Source organism: Candidatus Nitrososphaera evergladensis SR1, from assembly GCF_000730285.1.
Classification (GTDB): domain Archaea; phylum Thermoproteota; class Nitrososphaeria; order Nitrososphaerales; family Nitrososphaeraceae; genus Nitrososphaera; species Nitrososphaera evergladensis.
The window spans coordinates 960958-977780 of the sequence record NZ_CP007174.1 but is presented as its reverse complement, the minus strand read 5'-3'; the positions used below and the strand labels follow the sequence as shown (position 1 = coordinate 977780).

Sequence of the window (16823 nt, the reverse complement as noted above, 5' to 3'; positions counted from 1 at the left end):
TAAGACAAGTGCCTCCCAACAAATGATGGCCTGTGACAATAGAGCCAGCCAACAACCACCAACTGAATTATTATTATACGTTATCCTTTGATCCCTGTAGCACTTGGCATTTTCAATTTTCTTCTACAACGGCCTTCTCTCTTTTAACCCATAGAGCTTTGCATTAAAGAACCATAACACCAGTCGCTACGTGTATATTTTCCGATAAGCATACACCAAAGCCTTAAGGCATATTCTGCCGAGAGAAAAAATATGCATATGCGTTCAGTACAAGTTTCCAAGCCCCAAGGAGCTTTGGAAGTCGTAGAACGTAATAATATCCCGGAACCGGGTTCAGCGCAGGTACGTATCAAAGTACAGGCATGCGGCATATGCCACAGCGATTACCTCACTAAAGATGGATTGTATCCTGGCATCCAGTACCCAAGGGTTCCTGGTCATGAAATTGCAGGAATCATTGACGCAGTCGGTAAAGATGTCAATGAATGGAAGTCTGGACAGCGGGTAGGTGTAGGCTGGCACGGCGGTCATTGCGGCCACTGTGACTCCTGTCGACGGGGAGACTTTACCACTTGTTCCTACCTGCAGATACCAGGTATTTCCTATGATGGCGGCTATGCTGACTACATGATTGCACCAAAAGAAGCGGTTGCGTCCATCCCTGACGAGCTTTCACCAACAGAGGCGGCCCCGCTAATGTGTGCGGGAATAACAACCTACAATGCACTCAGAAACAGTGGTGCGCGACCGGGTGATGTTGTGGCGATACTTGGCATAGGCGGACTGGGTCATCTGGCTATCCAATTCTCGAACAAGATGGGTTTTAAGACAATAGCCATCGGAAGGGGAAAGGACAAGGCAGAGAGGGTAAGAAAGCTTGGAGCAATTCATTACATTGACACCAACTCGGTAAATGCCGCCGAGGAGCTTCAAAAATATGGAGGCAGTGGTGACGGTGGCAGTGGGGCCAAGGTGATACTTGCAACAGTGCCAAGTGCAAAGGCAATGAATTCAGTTCTTGGAGGGTTGGCTGTCAATGGAAAACTCGTAGTCATCGGCCATTCTGATGAGCCGATTGAAGTGCCGACGGATTTATTACTATTAGGACGCCGGTCTTTGGTAGGCTGGGCTTCTGGAACAGCAACTGATTCGCAGGACACGCTATCATTTAGTGTTCTCTCTGGCGTCCGACCAATGACTGAAGTCTATCCACTTGAGCGTGCAGCAGAGGCCTATCAGCAAATGATAAGTGGAAAGGCTCGGTTTCGAGCCGTACTTACAACAGAGCATTAGTGGCGGTAAGCCTCTCGACCCTCGCTACCAGCTATTATAAGTATAGATATTCTGTCGAAAGATCTTTTTCTCTTATCTTATGTACATGACTTCATATCTCCATTTTTGAAAGAAGATTGGCTTTTCATATCTCTTCCTTGCAAAACTGCATGCACCTGCTAATAGTAGTAACTCTTTTACCGTTATAGATACTATTGAACTTGATGTAGTAGTATGCCCGGAATGAAAAAGATCGAGCTAATAGTTCCAAATAGATGGGTAGGCGAGATAGACAATGCGTTGAAGGAGGTGCAAATCGGAGGTATGAGTGTAACTCGAATAGAGGGAAGGGGTAGAGTGAAACCTGCACGCGTCGCAATTTCTAGGGGAACAGGTTTGGCTACGCCGGAGTTCATTCCAAGAACCAAGATCGAAGTGGTTGTTAGGGAAAATCTAGCAGAAGTGATAAAAAAGGTTCTTGATAAATTTGGAGGAGACCCTAACTTGGGTGGAAAGGCCTTCATCTCGGATGTAAGTGGAGCCGTTGATTTTGTAACACAAAAGAGAGATGAAGAAGCAATCTGAGAGATCAAAAGCTCCTTGATTTCTCGCCTAACTGATTCAACTATGTGCTCCCTTTTTCTTTGAGGGCAGACTGAATCGATTTCTCTATCTTATCCTGCTTTTCAACAATACGCTGTATCTTTTTGTCCAGTTCCAGTAATCTATTCAAGGTTGCGTCGCGATCTTTCTCATGCTCTTCTAACCTTTTCAAGATGTTGTCGTGGCGCTCATCTAGCCTTTTTATGCGCTCCAAAGTAGCGTCCTGTTCATCCGCAGTCTTCTTTTGTCTATTGTAAATCCACCAGCCGACAATGCCGCCAATTATGGCCCCTATTACTATACGAAGGTAGGTACTTGAGGCATTGGTCATGTCCTGACAATCTCTGGTAAGCTCTGGCATGCAGCCCCACACAAGAAGAAGGTCCTGCCACATAAGGCGGCTCTAGAAAAATCAATAATGTTAAAGTTTTGTTTCTTCTTACTGTATCAAGCTTTCGTGACACATGGGGTAAGGACGCGCAAGTGGTCTGACATAGAAAATTTTGCTGCAAGCTTGCATCCAATCGCGTAAGTACTTGCATGGTGCATATACTTGTAGGTAGGATAAATGAGCTCCGACAATGACGTCGATGCAACAGAGCATCAGGAAATCCAGGAAGAAAATGATGAATTGCAAGACGAAGAGCAATTTGAAAAGGACGAAGAGTTCGAGGATCAGGGGTTTGAATACGGTACTACCTTGGACGATAACCCAGAACATGAGTATAGTGAAGGGCGTTCAGAAGAAAAGACAGAGGCTGCGGAGGAGGAATCGGACTCTGCTAGGACTGAAACGACGTCAAGAAGAAAAAGAGGAGGAAAAGGAGGGCATGGGTGAGGAAGAAAGCGATAACAATAAACACTGCCAAAGCATCAGCTGATTGCCACCAATAGCGAGTACCGATTTTGCGGTGCCATCGCCCGAAGATTGAACAAAGCCATTCTCTTTTCGTACAAAACTCGTAAATGTTTGGGATTGGAGTAAATGTTGTGTCAGAAACTAAAGGTGGAACTGTGATATGCGAGTTGTGCGGCGCTACTTTTAACACAGTTGAAGAGCGTTGGAAGCATAACGAGCAGGAACATCCAAAAGAGATGGCAAAGATGCTAGAAAGCCTATCCCACGTGCTTGAAGAAAAAGGCGTTATCGATAAGGCTGACTGGGACAAGAAGAGAAAAGAAATGATTGCAGCAGCACACTAGAGAGAGAGAGAGAGAGAGAAAAACGAAAAAGGATGTATGATAAAGCAGAAAAAGCTGGCCAAAGAAAAAGCGCACAGATTACGAGCTTTTTGAAGAAAAGCTGAAGTGACAGTCTGTCCTGCTTAACAACGGAAAATGGACAATAGCCGGCAACACCGGAGGATTCAATACTACTGTCTTAGGTGCGATCTACAATCCTGCTGTGGGAGAAGGCACAGTGGTTATTATTATATTGCATAATTGACCATTGGCATAAAACTAGACCCAGTCACATTCAGGGCAAAAAGCCTCACTGAAAATTCTTTTCTCCCTCTTACTTTACAATTGGCCGCTTTTCCTTGCGAAGCGCTCTCATAAAATTGTCGTTCACTTCTAAATGTTGTTTCACAAGCTCAGGAGGAGTCAAGGCCATCCATTGATTCAGTGATACATCTTGAAACTGAGGACTTTTAAAGACTTCAAGAAAACGGAGTGTATCATCTGAGGTATTTTCAACATAATGTCCATAGGCAAAGGGCACTGCACCCACGTCTCCTGGACCGTAATCAAAAGTACGTGCATTGTGTTCTGCGGCAAAAACTGTCATCCGCGCGGTCCCTTCGAGATGGTACTGCCACTCATCCGTATTTGGATGCCAGTGTAATTCCCTCATCCCTCCAGGCTCAACTTCAACTATCCCGACAGCGATGGTCGACGCAGCCGGGAAAATTGTTGAATCTATAATTCGGACGGTACCGCCACTGGTTTTGACTGGCTTGAGATCGGATATGCGATAGCTAAACTTTCTCTCCCCAAGATGATTCTTTACCTTGTCAGAAGATAGTGGACCCGGCACTTCGCCTTGGAAGATATATCGAGTATGATCAACATTGATTGGAAGATCCGCGAAATCACTTTCGGATACTCCAAAATTCCTTGCCAGAACTTCTTTTGGAGTGCAGTTGAACCAATCAGTGATTAGAAAAGTAGAGTCCTCCGAAAACCTCCCATCGTCAAATAACAGGAGAAACTCGCAACCTCCTTGCAACCCATGAATTGAATGCGGAATCCCTGATGGAAAGTTCCACATATCCCCTGGACCGACATCATCTAGAAAATTTTGTCCGTTTTGGTCAACTCCGCTGATACGAGCCGTTCCCCATAGCAAGTACGCCCACTCGGCTTCCTTATGCCAATGCAGTTCCCTGATACCTCCTGGTTTTAGGCACATGTCGACTCCTGCGATTGTAGTCGCCACTGGAAGTTCACGCTGGGTGACCTGACGAGTCCATCCGCCTTCTTGGAGCCTTTGGTGTGCCATAGAGAATGAAAATTTCATGTTCGGCAAAGTACCGTGATCCGTAGCTGGCGGACTCAAGATGTCCGGGTTCTGCCGATCAAGCATAACGTTTCGAGGACCCTTGTCAACATAGCCTTCATTGCCTCGAATTGGCTGTGGAACTTTGTCCAATTCATCCTCATCATTTAGTCGTCGCGTCATGAGACACTTTCAAGAATCTTGTATATAACTCGGTAAGTAACATTTCAAAGCAGTTTATTACTTCTTTTCTTCTAGATGGAATTCATGCAAGTGTTACGCAAAGGAAAAAAATGGTGCGCGGCCACTCCTCGATAGCAGAAGAGAGAGCCGACCATTACCGCCAATTGAATTATTCGGTATTCTTTGCTCCCTGCGCCACTTCGTAAAGGAACCACTTGCGACGCTCTGTCTTGTCCAGAATGTCTTGTAGCTGGTTGCTGGTGGCAGAATCTCGGTTCTTATCGCAAACCGTGATTGCATCGCGTATCATCTTCGCTATGTGGCCGTTGTCCTCCATCAAGATTTGAACCATGTCTCCAGCCGGCACCATGGAACTGTTGTCGTCTTTTATGGTCTGGAGCTGGCCTATGTGGCTTATACTCCGTATTGTAGTGCCGCCTACTTTTCTTACGCGTTCGGCCATTATGTCGATTGACTCGAATATTGAATCCGCATGTTCATCGAACAGCTCGTGATAGTCTCTGAAATGAGAGCCATACAGATGCCAGTGAAAGTTTTTTGTCTTGACGTAAAGCGCAAAAGCATCTGCAATAAGTGGATTGACTGCCTCCGTTATAGCTTTAACCTCCTGTGGAGAAAGATCAGTCCTTGTAGCAAGCTGGGTCGGTACAGGATGCGATTCTATTTTGGGTTTCGTTGATTGCATATTTCTTTGTACCGTTTCTTGAACGTAAAAGATATGCCTTTCTCGCAATCTTTATCTTACAAAATTGCATAATGTTGTTCAGAAGACAAGAGCTTGGACAAAAGTGCTGAAAATAACGCATTTTTAAGTTGATGACTGTAGGGAGGTAATGATACAGAATCTTGTTCTTTTATTGTTCTGCCCCTGCTGCTTTTTCCTGCATCTGGTCGATCTGTTCCTGCGATATTTCTACAAACAAGTTGCACCAATCTCTTCCCGATACTGTCAGCTTGAATTTCTGAAGTGATGGGTGAACGCACTTGCCAGTTGACAATATGTCGGCATTCAATGGATCTGATGGAGAGAACCATTTACATGACAAGCAATTCTCTGACTGCCATGTGACCCTTTTCATCATAGAGGAGTTTGTACTCGTATTATTGTCTTCTTTTTCTTCCGTCATTTTCTTCTCTGACCTTCTCCATCTCGAACGAATTCAATCGCATCAATGGACATAGTGGTTATCAGAAAATTAAAGAGTTGTTTGCAAGGGGCTCAATGAGTCCATGTGAATGAATTTGCACACTTTTGCTCAGAGATGTGGATGTCACGAAAATACTTGGCTTTAGTCCTGTGCTCCTCTCTAAGGAAGTCATTTGGATCATCAAACAAAGTATTTTTTGATATTGACTATTATTCCCTTGACAAGTTGCGCATAATACCACGATGTCATCAAAGTCCTATTGTTTTTGTTAGAGATGATAGGACCACCACTTCGAAGAGACGCTCGTTATTCTTCAGGGAGTATATGCTAGAAAGAGGGAAGCAGGATGAATGGATATTCCGATCATTTTTTCAGGCTTTATTTTTATGATCACTCGCTTGTTTTTGGGCGTTCTATAGTAATACCTTCCGATTCCCAGGTACTTCTTTGCAAGTTTATGGAGATGAGCGTCCGCGCCTTCAGCAGTTACTTCTATGACTCTTCCCTTAATTGATGCCATGTTATAGGTATTGTACGTTTCTACTATCGCAAGCGCAACTCTTGGGTCCCTTCTTGCGTTCCTAACTTTAGCAGAACCTTCGAACGAATTTATCAAAATAATGTCATCTTCAATATCTGCCCAGACAGGCGTAACAGTTGGTGATCCGTCCCTAGACAATGTAGATATGAACGCGAGGTTCCTTCCCACAAAAAGTTTTGTAATGTCTTCCTTTGAGATGTATGTAACGCTGCGACTTGCGCCTACATTCTCTTGCCTGGGCTCTAGGATTGCGCTGTTAGGAAGATCGTTGACTATGTCGACTGAAAAGTCACTTTCCTTATCTTTCATTTCAGCTCGAGAGAATATGAGCTAATGATGCATATAAGCAATAGAATACTCTGTCTCACAGAGACCCTCGATTCGGCGGGTGGATAACCATTATTGTGGTGCCTAGTCGATAGAACGCAGGGACAATCTCTGTAACATTAACTACTTACTCTGATTTTGAACTAAATGCAGACCAAATAAAAGGCTGGGTGAAAAACAAAATCCAATTGGGATTACCATACGATTTCTCGGAGATGGCAACGACTATGGTATGTTGCAAGACGTTTCCATTGATTGATGATCACTGCGCTTAACAAGAATCAGCACAAAAGAAATGACAGCTAAATTATTGTAGTGGATTATTTTCTTAATCAGATGAAATTCTTTGTTTGCACTTGCATCAAATGATACCACAAGTCCTTTATTGACTTACCTGTATCAGTATCGTCTCTTATATAGTATGTATTCTCGTCTTTGCTCTTATCTTCATTACCTAGACCGTCTACTCTTCTTGCGCCAATGCCAACTGCATCTATATCCAAGAGATTTCCAATTATTTTGTTTATCATATCCAATGATGCCCGAGTACCTGCATGAATTTCGGATATTGTCTGGTGTTGGTCTTTTTTAGATAAAAGAAAGTCTATTACCTTGGCCGCTTCGCTACCTGCAAATAGAGAACTCAGCGGACCCGCTGGTCTTCTACCGGCATCCATATGACTAGATTAATTCTAGCTCTGTCTTAAGACTATCTGATAAAAAGTCATCGCTCGTGGGCACGTGGGGGTTGAACAGTGTCATATACTTTAAGAATTCTGCGAGTCATCTGGTAACCGATGAAGAAAAATTTGACACATATACGATTCGTCAAGCATAACAGGGTCTATTACCAAAAGCAGGCAAAAAGAGCAGAAGCTGTAAAACTGCTATTAGAATTCTTTAGCAGAATCGAAGGGAAAGTCAAGGGAATGAGAGGATACGCAATTATGGATGGCATAGAAGATCAGGAATACGAATCCATTATTCTGACTTTTTGGGAAAACAAAGAAGACATGGATACTTTTTATAAACCAGATAACAAGCTTCTCACAGACCTTGTTGAAAGGTTAAAGCCATTGTTTGAACAGATGCCAAGAAGAGAGAGCTATTCTATGATTGAATTCAAGGTTTAAACATGGAGAAATTTGCAAGACAGAAAGCTAGGAATTTCGTAAATTTTGACTAGGAAGCAAGGCTAGGCGGAATAGTTGCTGGCTCATTGCGGCGTAATGTTTGTTGCCAGCCAGTCTTTGGCCGCTACAATCTCCTCGCGTCCCAGTTCATGACCGCCTTCATGCCAATGCAAAACGACCTTGGCACCGGCTTTGCTTAACAAATTGACCAGTTGTTCGGTCTCTTTTCTTGCCACTATTCGATCATGCAATCCGGCAGAAATGAATACGTTTACATCAGATAGATCCGGCGTCATATCAGGCACAAGAGGCACCATGGGTCTGAAGAGGATGGCCGCTGAAAGCGTTTTAGGTCGAAGAAGCATGATGCTTGTGGCTATATTCGCACCGTTGGAATATCCAACTGCAACAATATGCTTTAGGTCAAAGCCATATGCTTTGGACGCAGCCTCTACAAAATCCGCGAGTTCATGCGTACGAAATTTTAGATCTTGCATATCAAATACACCTTCCTCTAGCCTTTTGAAAAAGCGCGGCGCAACACCATTTTCTAGTACTTTGCCGCGAGGACTGAGTATAGCGGTAGCTGATGTAGGAGCAAGTGCCTGGCCAAGGGGTATCATATCATCCTCGTTTCCCCCTGTACCATGAAGTAAAAGTAGAGTTATTATCTGTCGCTTGTCTTTTACTTCCTTGCGAGTTGCTGATGGCGGTACGAAGCGATGGATAAAGCCTAGATCTGGTCTGGACATTTTTTCTTTCTGCTCTTGCTGTTTTCTACGCTATACTCCTAATCTTCCTACTACCAGCTTCTCGCCAACCTTAACTGGTGGCAATACTCTTTCGAGATTGTTTCTTTCTGTTTCAAGCCATGTAGGTAGTACAAGATGCGTTCCAAGCTCCTCTTTTTTCTCGTCTATCATAAAGCCCGGGGGTTCAGTAGCAATTTCAAAGAGGATGCCACCAGGCTCACGGAAATAAACCGAATGAAAATACTTGCGGTCTATTACGGGAGTAGCATTCAAACCGGCTTTCACTATACTCTTACGTAATTCCTCCTGCTGCGGGTCAGTTGGCGTTCGCCAAGCTACATGATGGACTGTGCCAATGCCGATCCTTCCACGTTTTGAATATGGCAAGCACAATAGATCAACAATAGAGCTGGCGCCTTCACCAGAAATTGTATATCGGAAACGTCCATTCTCCTCCCGGAGAAGAGAAAATCCCAATTTATCGGTGAGGACTGAAGCGGTCCTTTCGTAGCCTTCTTCTGAGAGAGTTACAGAATAAAAGCCCCTTATGGTCTGCTCTGCCGGAACGGGCCCTTGTTTCCACACGCGGTCTTCTCGCTCTCGCGCCGATTTATGGGCAACAAGCTCCAGAGCAAGTCCATCCGGATCATGAAATGCTATAACTTGCTCGTCAAATCGTGCAATGGGTCCTTGGAAGGCTACGTGATGTTTCTTCAGACGTTCAGTCCAATAACCAGTTGCGTTTTCAGGAATTAGGAATGATGTTGCTATAACCTGACTAGTTCCATGAACTCCTTTAGGTGCATCCTGCCAAGGGAAAAACGTAAGGATGGTCCCAGGATGTCCAATCTCATCGCCATAATAGAGATGATACGTCGTAGGGTCGTCAAAGTTTACCGTAAGTTTCACTAACCTTAACCCTAGTAGTGAAGAATAGAAATCGATATTTTTTTGCGGATTACTTGCTATTGCAGTGACATGGTGAATACCTAAAATATCCTTCATTTCATTCACGTAGATTTTCTACGTCTCTCTTGTTATTATCCCTTCAAACGAACCTTCCATCAAAAAATTCTACAAAGAAACTAATTCACCCAGACGCACCACTTTGTATGGCTGTTTACTGAGCTTGTTATTACCATATGATGAATAATAACGACCTTTCTTAACTCTTATCATCTCTAAACTTTATTTTCAGATGAGTTCCATCGCAGAATGGCTTATTCTTTGATTGACCGCATCTGCAAAGCGCGATTCCAACGACCGTGGACAAGGGTTCGCCTTTGTAGTTCACTAGATTATCTATGGACTTGGGTCGAGAATCATTAACGAGATAAAGGGGTCCATTTGGCAGAGGCACTATCTTTGGTTTTGACTCATGATCTGATGTTTCCAAAGCAGAACTTGAACTACGCCTTGCAATGATATTTATCTATCTCATTTTTGGCTGAATATCCTGATGTATGCTTATGATTTCTGGGAAGAGTAAAAGTTCTCTATTAGATCTGTTGAATTGATAGTCTCAGAGTTGTTAAATATTCAATCTATGTAAGACCATTGTGCATTCATCGAATGAGACTACTAGACGGTAGGGTTGCCATTATCACAGGTTCAACCAAGGGAAACGGGCTGGCCATGGCAAATCTATTCTCTGAACATGGGGCAAACGTGGTCATCACAGGAAGAGATGAGAAGGAAATTCAAAATGCTGTGAACGAGATTTTGAAAGAACACCAAACTGAGCCCCTTGGTTTGAAAGTGGATGTAACTTCTAATCAAGAAGTAAGGGAAATGGTTACCAGAGTGCTGCAAAAATACAATCAGATCGATGTCCTGATAAACAATGCAGGTTTTCCAATCAGAGATGAATTATGGGACGTTTCCTTTGAAAAGATTTCTGATCAGGATCTGGATAGAGTTTTGGATGTCGATACAAAGGGCACCTACCGTTGCTGCCGCGAAGTTCTTCCAGTCATGCAAAAGCAAAGGTATGGAGTCATCATCAATATCTCCTCAACGCCCGCCATAAGCGGATACACAAAGGGCGCGCCTTACACTGTGGCCAAGGCAGCCAATCTTGGAATAACAAAGCATATCGCCGCAGAATATGGAAAATACAACATAAGGTGCAATGCAATAGCACCAGGAACCATTGCGACGCAGAGAAACTGGGAGAGACTATCAGACGCAGAGAGAAACGAGCTGGTATCTTCTATTCCTCTTGGAAGGGCTGGAAGACCTGGCGAAATTGCAGGAGTTGTCCTGCTGCTTGCAAGCGACTATTCATCGTTTGTCAATGGCCAGACAATAGTCATAGACGGCGGAGAGACTATACGCTAGCATTGATTAACAGGGCAAAAATATGATGTCGGATAGTTTTTGTCAGTTTATAGTTCCATAATGCGATGCCAGCTGATGACAATGCAAGATACTACTCCCATCTGTAAAATGTAACTCGTTTAAAGAAGGTTGTATTAAGTACATATCTTGAGAAAGGTGTATGGCGATACGAGCAAAAATAAAAAGAAGCTCAATAAGCCGCGGCAGAAATCCGCAACGATACCATCTTCGACGCCGCTCCAACCTGGAACGCGTGCCCCAGATTTTACACTTAGGAGTACACCAGATAAGACAGTATCGCTTGGCGAATTTCGCAGTAGGCCTGTGATCCTTGCCTTCTATCCTGCAGATTTTAGCCCGGTCTGCGGAGACGAAATGGCTCTGTTTAATGAAATACTGCCAGAATTCAATCGCTTTAATGCCCAGCTTTTAGGAATTTCGGTAGACAATATCTGGTCCCATCTAGCGTTTTCTAAAGCCAGAAATTTGGGGTTTCCTTTGCTGTCGGATTTTAATCCAAAAGGATCGGTAGCCCAACAGTATGGCGTATATCGTCAAGGAGACGGTACGGCTGAGCGAGCACTCTTTGTCATCGATGGTGACGGGGTGATTCGCTGGAGCTATGTTTCCCCGATTGGCGTAAATCCCGGCGCTAATGGCATTCTTGCAGCCCTTGAATCATTAGATGCGAAGGAGGAGAAATAGCAAACAAATGTCATCCAAGATAGATGAAGCGGAAATCGCAAGACTAAACCAACCTGTTAACGAGCGCGATCACGCCCAAGGGCAGGAGTCAGCGCCGGTGATCTTGGTCGAATATGGCGATTACGAATGTCCCTATTGTGGACAGGCATATCCTATAGTCAAAAGCGTCCAGAAGAATTTTGGAGACAAACTGCGTTTTATATTTCGCAACTTTCCTATCACCCAAGCGCATCCTCATGCCCAGCATGCAGCAGAGGCGGCAGAAGCCGCCGGGGTCCAGGGGAAATTCTGGGAAATGCACGATTATTTGTATGAGCGCCAGAGAGAGCTTGATGAAAACCATTTGAGACAATATGCATCAGCGGTAGGACTGGATATTGCAAGGTTCGACGACGAAATGGCCAAGCATATTCACGCTGGTCGCGTACATAATGACTTTATGAGCGGCATCCGTAGTGGAGTAAACGGTACACCTACCTTCTACATTAACGATATACGTCATGACGATTCATGGAATGAAGAAACATTAGTAGAAACTATCAAGCAAACAATTGCAGATCAGCAACGACGACATCCCATCACCAAAGGTAGCAAGAAAATAGCTGGGAGAAACGCGCAAACTCCAAAAAGAACTCATTACAGAAAGTGAATTGCATTTCTCATCCTATATGGTATCGATGCGGAATAAATTCAACAACCATCTGTTACAGCGGCATGGGCTTTTTACCAGGTGCAGAATTGTATCTGATTGCAGAAGGATTGTTTGACGACACTTTCAATTGAAAGTCCCATGATGTGAAACTGTTAAGAATTTTTCTGTTGACGACGGCTTTGTGTAATAAGTCGCTCTTGTTAAAAAAGTCCATAATCTGTTTAAAAAGTCATTTTGAGAACAGTGCGACTAAATATATAGAAATCTTCTATTCTTAAATAACTGGTAGCATTTTACTTTGCTGTTTGCCCGAGTACTACTTCGACATCGAGACTGTTCCCTTAGAGTCATTCCGTGGCGAGGAAAAGGCGGGCACTGTCCCTTCTAAGGCCAAGATAGTAACAATCCAGTATCAGCAACTTCACAGCGTCACGGGCAAGCCGGTCGGCGACCTGCAGATACTGAAGGAGTGGGAAATTGGAGAACAAGAGATGGTGGAGCAGTTCAAGAAAATCTATCTTGACAAGGGTGTTTGGAACTTCATTCCAGTAGGCAACAATCTGGCTTTCGAGTCTCAGTTTATGAAGAGCAAGCTAAAGCAATATTGCAATTTAGAGGGTCTTAGGCTCGGCCACAGACCAATGATCGACCTCAAGCATGTCTTGGTTATAGCGAATGGCGGCAGGTTCGACGGCTACTCGCGCTTCCTGGGAAAATCAGGGCTGGCAAAGAATATGGAATCGTGGTACTTTGATGGCAATTATGACAACATACTAAATTATGTGAAGAAGGAAGCAGAGGATTTTGTGAAGGGTTATTGCATATTGAAGAAGGAACTACCGAGGGTAATAACCGTCCAATCCTAGATGTGTTACAGTGTAACTGAGTAAAGCAGAAAAATCATAGTAATCATTTTGCAAGAAGGTTTTCAAATGATCGTTAGTCCGAGGCACATTCATGAATCGACCATCGTCGGATTTCGTCTTTTTTCAGCGATTTTTCGCGAAAACCATTTATTCAAAACCAAAAAGTCGAAATACTGGCGGCACATAGGGATAGGGGTGGGGCGCAAGACATGGACAGATTTGTAGACGGCAATTCAGTGAGTTACGTCCCTCCTGGGAAACTACAATCATATCTTACTCAAGAGTTGATAAAGGAGACTCCTGAAGAGCATGTCAGGCAAAGAGTCATACGAAGCTTGGTCGAGGAGTATGGCTACGACCTGTCGCAGATAAGGGTTAACTTTAAACTGGCGGTAGGTGGAAAGCGCCTTCCCGTCGATATAGCAGTTTTTCACGACGGAAAACCACCACTACAAGAAAACATCTACATCATAGTTGAAACAAAACGGCCAGAGATCAAGAGTACTGATAAAGAGAGTGGCATAGACCAACTGGGAAGTTATGTTTCCAGTGCAATGAATTGCGAATTTGCCCTGTGGACAAACGGTCTTGAAAAGCTATGCTTTCAGAAGATAGAATCAAAGACAAAGGGACAGAAGTATGAGCCCAAGCCTGTCATTGACATACCCATTCATGGGAAGACAATCGAAGAGTATGAAAAACCTGATTTTACCCAGCTTCGTCCAGCTACAGAGCTAAAGTCTGTTTTCAAACGTATTAATGATTACATATATGGCCGACAAGGAATGAGAGAAGACCAAGCATTTCACGAACTGCTCAAGCTAATATTCTGCAAAGTCTATGATGAGAGGTCGGACGAAATCCACTTCTATGTAACGAACAAAGAAATTGGCTCAGACATGGGGGCGATGAGTGTAAAAAAACGCATAGACGAATTATTCGACTCGGTTAGAAAACAGTATCAATACATATTCAAAAATGACCCAAAGATTCTACTAAATCCGAGAGTCCTTGCTTATGTTGTAGGTCAATTACAGAATTATTATCTGCTCCGAACCGACGCTGATGTAAAAGGCGATGCATACGAAGAACTTGTCGGTAAGAATTTGCGCGGCAGTCTTGGAGAATATTTCACTCCAAGGAACATTTGCCGATTGGCAGTAAGAATACTCCTTGCGATGCATACGAAGCAACAGATTCAAGATGCAAAGATAATAGACCCTGCCTGCGGGACAGGTGGATTCCTGATATCTGTCATAGACACAATGAGGCAGTATTATTATGATAGAGAGATTGCCAAGGACCCTTCGCATGAGAGGGCAATGCAAATCGTAGATGATGAAATTAGAATGTATTGTGCTAGGTGTCTATATGGAATTGACTTTAATGAAGTTCTGGTTCAAGCAGCGCAGATGAATGAGGTCATCCATGGTAATGGCTCTAGCAATCTTTTCTCGGTGGACTCCCTGAAAGCTCCTGGTGAATGGCCAATTGATGTTGCGGAAAAAGTCAAGCTTGGCTCCTTTGATATGTTAATGACAAATCCACCATTCGGAGAGAATATTATCATTGATGACCGACATCTCCTATCGCAGTATGATCTGGCACACGTCTGGAAAGAAAATGATGATGGAATACTCGAAAGGACTGATGACATTAAATCACGAATGCCTCCACAACTCTTGTTCATCGAAAGATCTGTTCAACTGTTAAAACCGAATGGCAAACTGGCAATCGTTCTGCCCGACTCTGTCCTCAGTAATCCAGGGCTAAAGTACGTTCGCCATTGGATTCTTACGCATACCAAAGTTATAGCCAGCATTGACCTGGCAAAAGAAGCGTTTGAACCTTCAACCGGGACGAAAACCAGCCTTCTGATACTTGAACGAAAGAACGAGACAGAGATGGCCCTAGAGAAGAAAGGTGGGAAGCTTCCTGACTATGACGTATTCATGGCCATAGCTGGCAAAGTGGGAAAAAACAGTAGAGGCGACAGCATCTTCAAGAGGACTCCCGAGGGCGAAATGATAGAAATTGAGAAGGAGACATACATAGTAAAAATTGTTGACAGGAGCAAAGTAAGAGAAAAGCTAGTCACGAAGGAACCCATCTTGGATGATGATTTACCACATATTGGCGATGAATTTGTGGAATGGTGGAATAGGAAAGGCAGGAAATAAGATGGCGCTAGTTTCAAGAGAAGAGCATCAAAATGCGGCGACACTTCGAAGTCTCTCCTTAAAGTCTAGCTGGATTTTCTCTGGCGATTTGAGGCTTGATGCTGATTACTACGCTAAAGAAAAAGATCTGGCATTGCGGATACTAAATGACAAACGCTTTTCAACACGTCCCCTCAAAACACTGGTTCAAAGAAAAATGTTTAGTGGTTACCGCTTCAAGAGAATTTATGCAGGTGACAAGGAAAAGGGGATCCCTTATCTCAGTGCAACTGAGACCTTGATGTTCAGGCCGAAAAGTGAAAGGTATCTTTCAAAATCAAAGACGGAGAATTTGGACGATCTCCTCGTAAAAGAAGGTTGGATTCTGATGACATGCTCTGGAGTTATCGGACGGCTTACCATCGTTGACAAAAATCTTTCCCAGTTTGTACTCACGCACGATCTTATTCGAATTATACCCAACGAAGAAGAAATTCCTTCAGGTTATCTCTATGCATTTCTCTCAACATGGATTGCACAGTCTGTTGTAACCCGGGATCAGTATGGCCTGGCAATAAATCATGTTGAGCCTCACCAGATTGAGGATTTGGCAGTTCCCATCTTGGATAAGAAAATAATGGGATTATTCGATCATCAAATAAAATATGCTTATTCGTTACGCCAGCAAGCAAATAAGAAGCTAGACGAGGCTGAAGCACTCTTTTACGATTCTGCAGGTCTCACCCGGGAAATTGATAACCCACTAAAGAACAGAAAATCGTTTTCACTCAAATCATCCTCGCTGGACACGAGATTAGATGCCTCATTTCACAACCCTGTGCTAATAGAGACTTTGCGGATGCTGAGAAAATCCTCGACAAAACTTGTAAAGACAAAAGACTTGGGTAAAGTTATCGTCGCTCCACGTTTCAAGCGAATCTACGTTGAAAAGGAATACGGCATCCCATTCTTACAGGGAAGCGACTTGCCCATGAACAGGCCATTCAATCTCAAGTACCTATCAAGAAAAATGACTGCCAGTCTTAATAATTGGATAATTAAGCCGGGTTGGACACTGGTGACATGTTCGGGAACAATCGGAAGAATTGGGCTGACGACCCCGATTACGGATGGGTGGGCTGCTTCACAGCATATTCTCAGAATTATTCCGCATAAGGACAAGCCCTCCGAATTAGAGTATCCTGTAGATGCAGCCTACATCGCTACATTCCTATCAACACCATATGGATACAATCAGGTTGTTGCAAAGACCTATGGGGGTGTAGTAGATGAAATTGGCGAGAAAGACATTGGCCAGGTTCTGATAGCAGTAATCCATGACCAGTCAGTACATAATGCGATTTCTCAGCTTACGAGGGAGGCATATGCATTCAAAGATTTGGCTGCTCTAGTGGAACACGAAACGGTAAGCCTGCTGGAAAACTTACTCGAAGGATCCATCAAGTTTAGTAGCGTTGACAACTTGAGAAAAGCACTCGAAGAGACCATAGAACTAAAAGCAAAAGTGGATTCGGTAAACAAAATCTATGAAGGAATCAACGAGGTGGATGAAGGATATGTGGTATCATTTGATGATATCAAGTCAAAATATGGGTTATGA

Annotated in this window: 20 protein-coding genes; 11 read left to right on the top strand and 9 right to left on the bottom strand. The window is 43.6% G+C overall.

Annotation, left to right across the window (positions count from 1 at the left end):
• Positions 1 to 258 precede the first annotated feature (258 nt).
• Positions 259 to 1293 (top strand): alcohol dehydrogenase, encoded by a 1035-nt coding sequence (locus NTE_RS05100; RefSeq protein WP_148700032.1) that lies wholly within the window; start codon positions 259 to 261, stop codon positions 1291 to 1293.
• Positions 1294 to 1515: 222 nt separating this feature from the next.
• A complete protein-coding gene (locus NTE_RS05095; protein WP_158385138.1) occupies positions 1516 to 1857 on the top strand; it encodes a P-II family nitrogen regulator in 342 nt (113 codons plus the stop codon).
• Positions 1858 to 1897: 40 nt separating this feature from the next.
• Here the strand turns inward: NTE_RS05095 and NTE_RS05090 are convergent, their stop codons facing one another.
• On the bottom strand, positions 1898 to 2236 hold the full coding sequence (locus NTE_RS05090) for a hypothetical protein (RefSeq protein WP_148700030.1): 339 nt from the start codon (positions 2234 to 2236) through the stop codon (positions 1898 to 1900).
• A gap of 207 nt (positions 2237 to 2443) precedes the next feature.
• Here NTE_RS05090 and NTE_RS05085 point away from each other — a divergent pair, with 207 nt between their 5' ends.
• Together NTE_RS05085 and NTE_RS05080 are read left to right on the top strand one after the other, a co-directional pair.
• Complete coding sequence (locus NTE_RS05085) at positions 2444 to 2713, top strand: hypothetical protein (RefSeq protein ID WP_148700029.1); 270 nt, start codon at positions 2444 to 2446, stop codon at positions 2711 to 2713.
• A gap of 152 nt (positions 2714 to 2865) precedes the next feature.
• Entirely contained in the window at positions 2866 to 3078 is a 213-nt protein-coding gene (locus tag NTE_RS05080) for a hypothetical protein (protein WP_158385136.1), read from the top strand.
• Positions 3079 to 3391: 313 nt separating this feature from the next.
• Here NTE_RS05080 and NTE_RS05075 read toward each other — a convergent pair whose 3' ends face one another.
• The 5 genes from NTE_RS05075 to NTE_RS05055 form a co-directional block, all read right to left on the bottom strand.
• Positions 3392 to 4558 carry an oxalate decarboxylase family bicupin gene (locus NTE_RS05075; RefSeq protein ID WP_148700027.1) on the bottom strand — a complete coding sequence of 389 codons (1167 nt, stop codon included), beginning with the start codon at positions 4556 to 4558 and terminating at the stop codon, positions 3392 to 3394.
• Positions 4559 to 4727: 169 nt separating this feature from the next.
• Positions 4728 to 5264 carry a Dps family protein gene (locus tag NTE_RS05070; RefSeq protein WP_148700026.1) on the bottom strand — a complete coding sequence of 179 codons (537 nt, stop codon included), beginning with the start codon at positions 5262 to 5264 and terminating at the stop codon, positions 4728 to 4730.
• Between the two features lie 169 nt (positions 5265 to 5433).
• On the bottom strand, positions 5434 to 5706 hold the full coding sequence (locus tag NTE_RS05065) for a hypothetical protein (protein ID WP_148700025.1): 273 nt from the start codon (positions 5704 to 5706) through the stop codon (positions 5434 to 5436).
• A 334-nt stretch (positions 5707 to 6040) separates the two neighbouring features.
• Positions 6041 to 6577: a PPOX class F420-dependent oxidoreductase gene (locus NTE_RS05060; protein ID WP_148700024.1), complete on the bottom strand. Its 537-nt coding sequence runs from the start codon at positions 6575 to 6577 to the stop codon at positions 6041 to 6043.
• A 350-nt stretch (positions 6578 to 6927) separates the two neighbouring features.
• Positions 6928 to 7272, bottom strand: coding sequence for a hypothetical protein (locus NTE_RS05055; protein WP_148700023.1), 345 nt, complete (start codon positions 7270 to 7272; stop codon positions 6928 to 6930).
• Positions 7273 to 7392: 120 nt separating this feature from the next.
• On the opposite strand from NTE_RS05055, the gene NTE_RS05050 reads away from it, so the two are divergent.
• Positions 7393 to 7728, top strand: a complete 336-nt coding sequence (locus NTE_RS05050; protein ID WP_148700022.1) for a hypothetical protein — start codon at positions 7393 to 7395, stop codon at positions 7726 to 7728.
• 83 nt (positions 7729 to 7811) lie between these two features.
• Here NTE_RS05050 and NTE_RS05045 read toward each other — a convergent pair whose 3' ends face one another.
• The 3 genes from NTE_RS05045 to NTE_RS17550 all read right to left on the bottom strand — a co-directional run bounded on the left by NTE_RS05045 (position 7812) and on the right by NTE_RS17550 (position 9774).
• Complete coding sequence (locus tag NTE_RS05045) at positions 7812 to 8480, bottom strand: alpha/beta hydrolase (RefSeq protein ID WP_148700021.1); 669 nt, start codon at positions 8478 to 8480, stop codon at positions 7812 to 7814.
• Positions 8481 to 8510: 30 nt separating this feature from the next.
• Positions 8511 to 9485, bottom strand: coding sequence for a ring-cleaving dioxygenase (locus tag NTE_RS05040; RefSeq protein WP_148702044.1), 975 nt, complete (start codon positions 9483 to 9485; stop codon positions 8511 to 8513).
• Between the two features lie 160 nt (positions 9486 to 9645).
• Positions 9646 to 9774 carry a CDGSH iron-sulfur domain-containing protein gene (locus NTE_RS17550; protein ID WP_476727297.1) on the bottom strand — a complete coding sequence of 43 codons (129 nt, stop codon included), beginning with the start codon at positions 9772 to 9774 and terminating at the stop codon, positions 9646 to 9648.
• Positions 9775 to 10052: 278 nt separating this feature from the next.
• Between NTE_RS17550 and NTE_RS05030 the strand changes: the two genes are divergently transcribed.
• The 6 genes from NTE_RS05030 (at position 10053) to NTE_RS05005 (ending at position 16823) form a co-directional block, all read left to right on the top strand.
• Positions 10053 to 10820 carry an SDR family NAD(P)-dependent oxidoreductase gene (locus NTE_RS05030; RefSeq protein WP_148700020.1) on the top strand — a complete coding sequence of 256 codons (768 nt, stop codon included), beginning with the start codon at positions 10053 to 10055 and terminating at the stop codon, positions 10818 to 10820.
• 219 nt (positions 10821 to 11039) lie between these two features.
• A complete protein-coding gene (locus NTE_RS05025; protein ID WP_148702042.1) occupies positions 11040 to 11525 on the top strand; it encodes a peroxiredoxin in 486 nt (161 codons plus the stop codon).
• Positions 11526 to 11532: 7 nt separating this feature from the next.
• Positions 11533 to 12174, top strand: coding sequence for a DsbA family protein (locus NTE_RS05020; protein WP_148700019.1), 642 nt, complete (start codon positions 11533 to 11535; stop codon positions 12172 to 12174).
• Positions 12175 to 12482: 308 nt separating this feature from the next.
• A complete protein-coding gene (locus NTE_RS05015) occupies positions 12483 to 13043 on the top strand; it encodes a hypothetical protein (RefSeq protein ID WP_148699364.1) in 561 nt (186 codons plus the stop codon).
• Positions 13044 to 13252: 209 nt separating this feature from the next.
• Complete coding sequence (locus tag NTE_RS05010; protein WP_148699365.1) at positions 13253 to 15223, top strand: type I restriction-modification system subunit M; 1971 nt, start codon at positions 13253 to 13255, stop codon at positions 15221 to 15223.
• The gene (locus NTE_RS05005; protein ID WP_148699366.1) at positions 15159 to 16823 is read left to right on the top strand and encodes a restriction endonuclease subunit S domain-containing protein; all 1665 of its coding nucleotides are present in this window, start codon (positions 15159 to 15161) and stop codon (positions 16821 to 16823) included. Before NTE_RS05010 ends, NTE_RS05005 begins: the two co-directional genes overlap by 65 nt.

Excerpts from the sequence above, each read along its gene's own strand:
- NTE_RS05050 (WP_148700022.1), top strand. The coding sequence starts at position 7,393 with ATGAAGAAAAATTTGACACATATACGATTCGTCAAGCATAACAGGGTC.
- NTE_RS05055 (WP_148700023.1), bottom strand. The coding sequence starts at position 7,272 with ATGGATGCCGGTAGAAGACCAGCGGGTCCGCTGAGTTCTCTATTTGCA.
- NTE_RS05090 (WP_148700030.1), bottom strand. The coding sequence starts at position 2,236 with ATGCCAGAGCTTACCAGAGATTGTCAGGACATGACCAATGCCTCAAGT.
- NTE_RS05030 (WP_148700020.1), top strand. The coding sequence starts at position 10,053 with ATGAGACTACTAGACGGTAGGGTTGCCATTATCACAGGTTCAACCAAG.
- NTE_RS05100 (WP_148700032.1), top strand. The coding sequence starts at position 259 with ATGCGTTCAGTACAAGTTTCCAAGCCCCAAGGAGCTTTGGAAGTCGTA.
- NTE_RS05040 (WP_148702044.1), bottom strand. The coding sequence starts at position 9,485 with ATGAAGGATATTTTAGGTATTCACCATGTCACTGCAATAGCAAGTAAT.
- NTE_RS05005 (WP_148699366.1), top strand. The coding sequence starts at position 15,159 with ATGATGATTTACCACATATTGGCGATGAATTTGTGGAATGGTGGAATA.
- NTE_RS05095 (WP_158385138.1), top strand. The coding sequence starts at position 1,516 with ATGAAAAAGATCGAGCTAATAGTTCCAAATAGATGGGTAGGCGAGATA.
- NTE_RS05085 (WP_148700029.1), top strand. The coding sequence starts at position 2,444 with ATGAGCTCCGACAATGACGTCGATGCAACAGAGCATCAGGAAATCCAG.
- NTE_RS05065 (WP_148700025.1), bottom strand. The coding sequence starts at position 5,706 with ATGACGGAAGAAAAAGAAGACAATAATACGAGTACAAACTCCTCTATG.
- NTE_RS05020 (WP_148700019.1), top strand. The coding sequence starts at position 11,533 with ATGTCATCCAAGATAGATGAAGCGGAAATCGCAAGACTAAACCAACCT.
- NTE_RS05070 (WP_148700026.1), bottom strand. The coding sequence starts at position 5,264 with ATGCAATCAACGAAACCCAAAATAGAATCGCATCCTGTACCGACCCAG.
- NTE_RS05060 (WP_148700024.1), bottom strand. The coding sequence starts at position 6,577 with ATGAAAGATAAGGAAAGTGACTTTTCAGTCGACATAGTCAACGATCTT.
- NTE_RS05045 (WP_148700021.1), bottom strand. The coding sequence starts at position 8,480 with ATGTCCAGACCAGATCTAGGCTTTATCCATCGCTTCGTACCGCCATCA.
- NTE_RS05010 (WP_148699365.1), top strand. The coding sequence starts at position 13,253 with ATGGACAGATTTGTAGACGGCAATTCAGTGAGTTACGTCCCTCCTGGG.
- NTE_RS05075 (WP_148700027.1), bottom strand. The coding sequence starts at position 4,558 with ATGACGCGACGACTAAATGATGAGGATGAATTGGACAAAGTTCCACAG.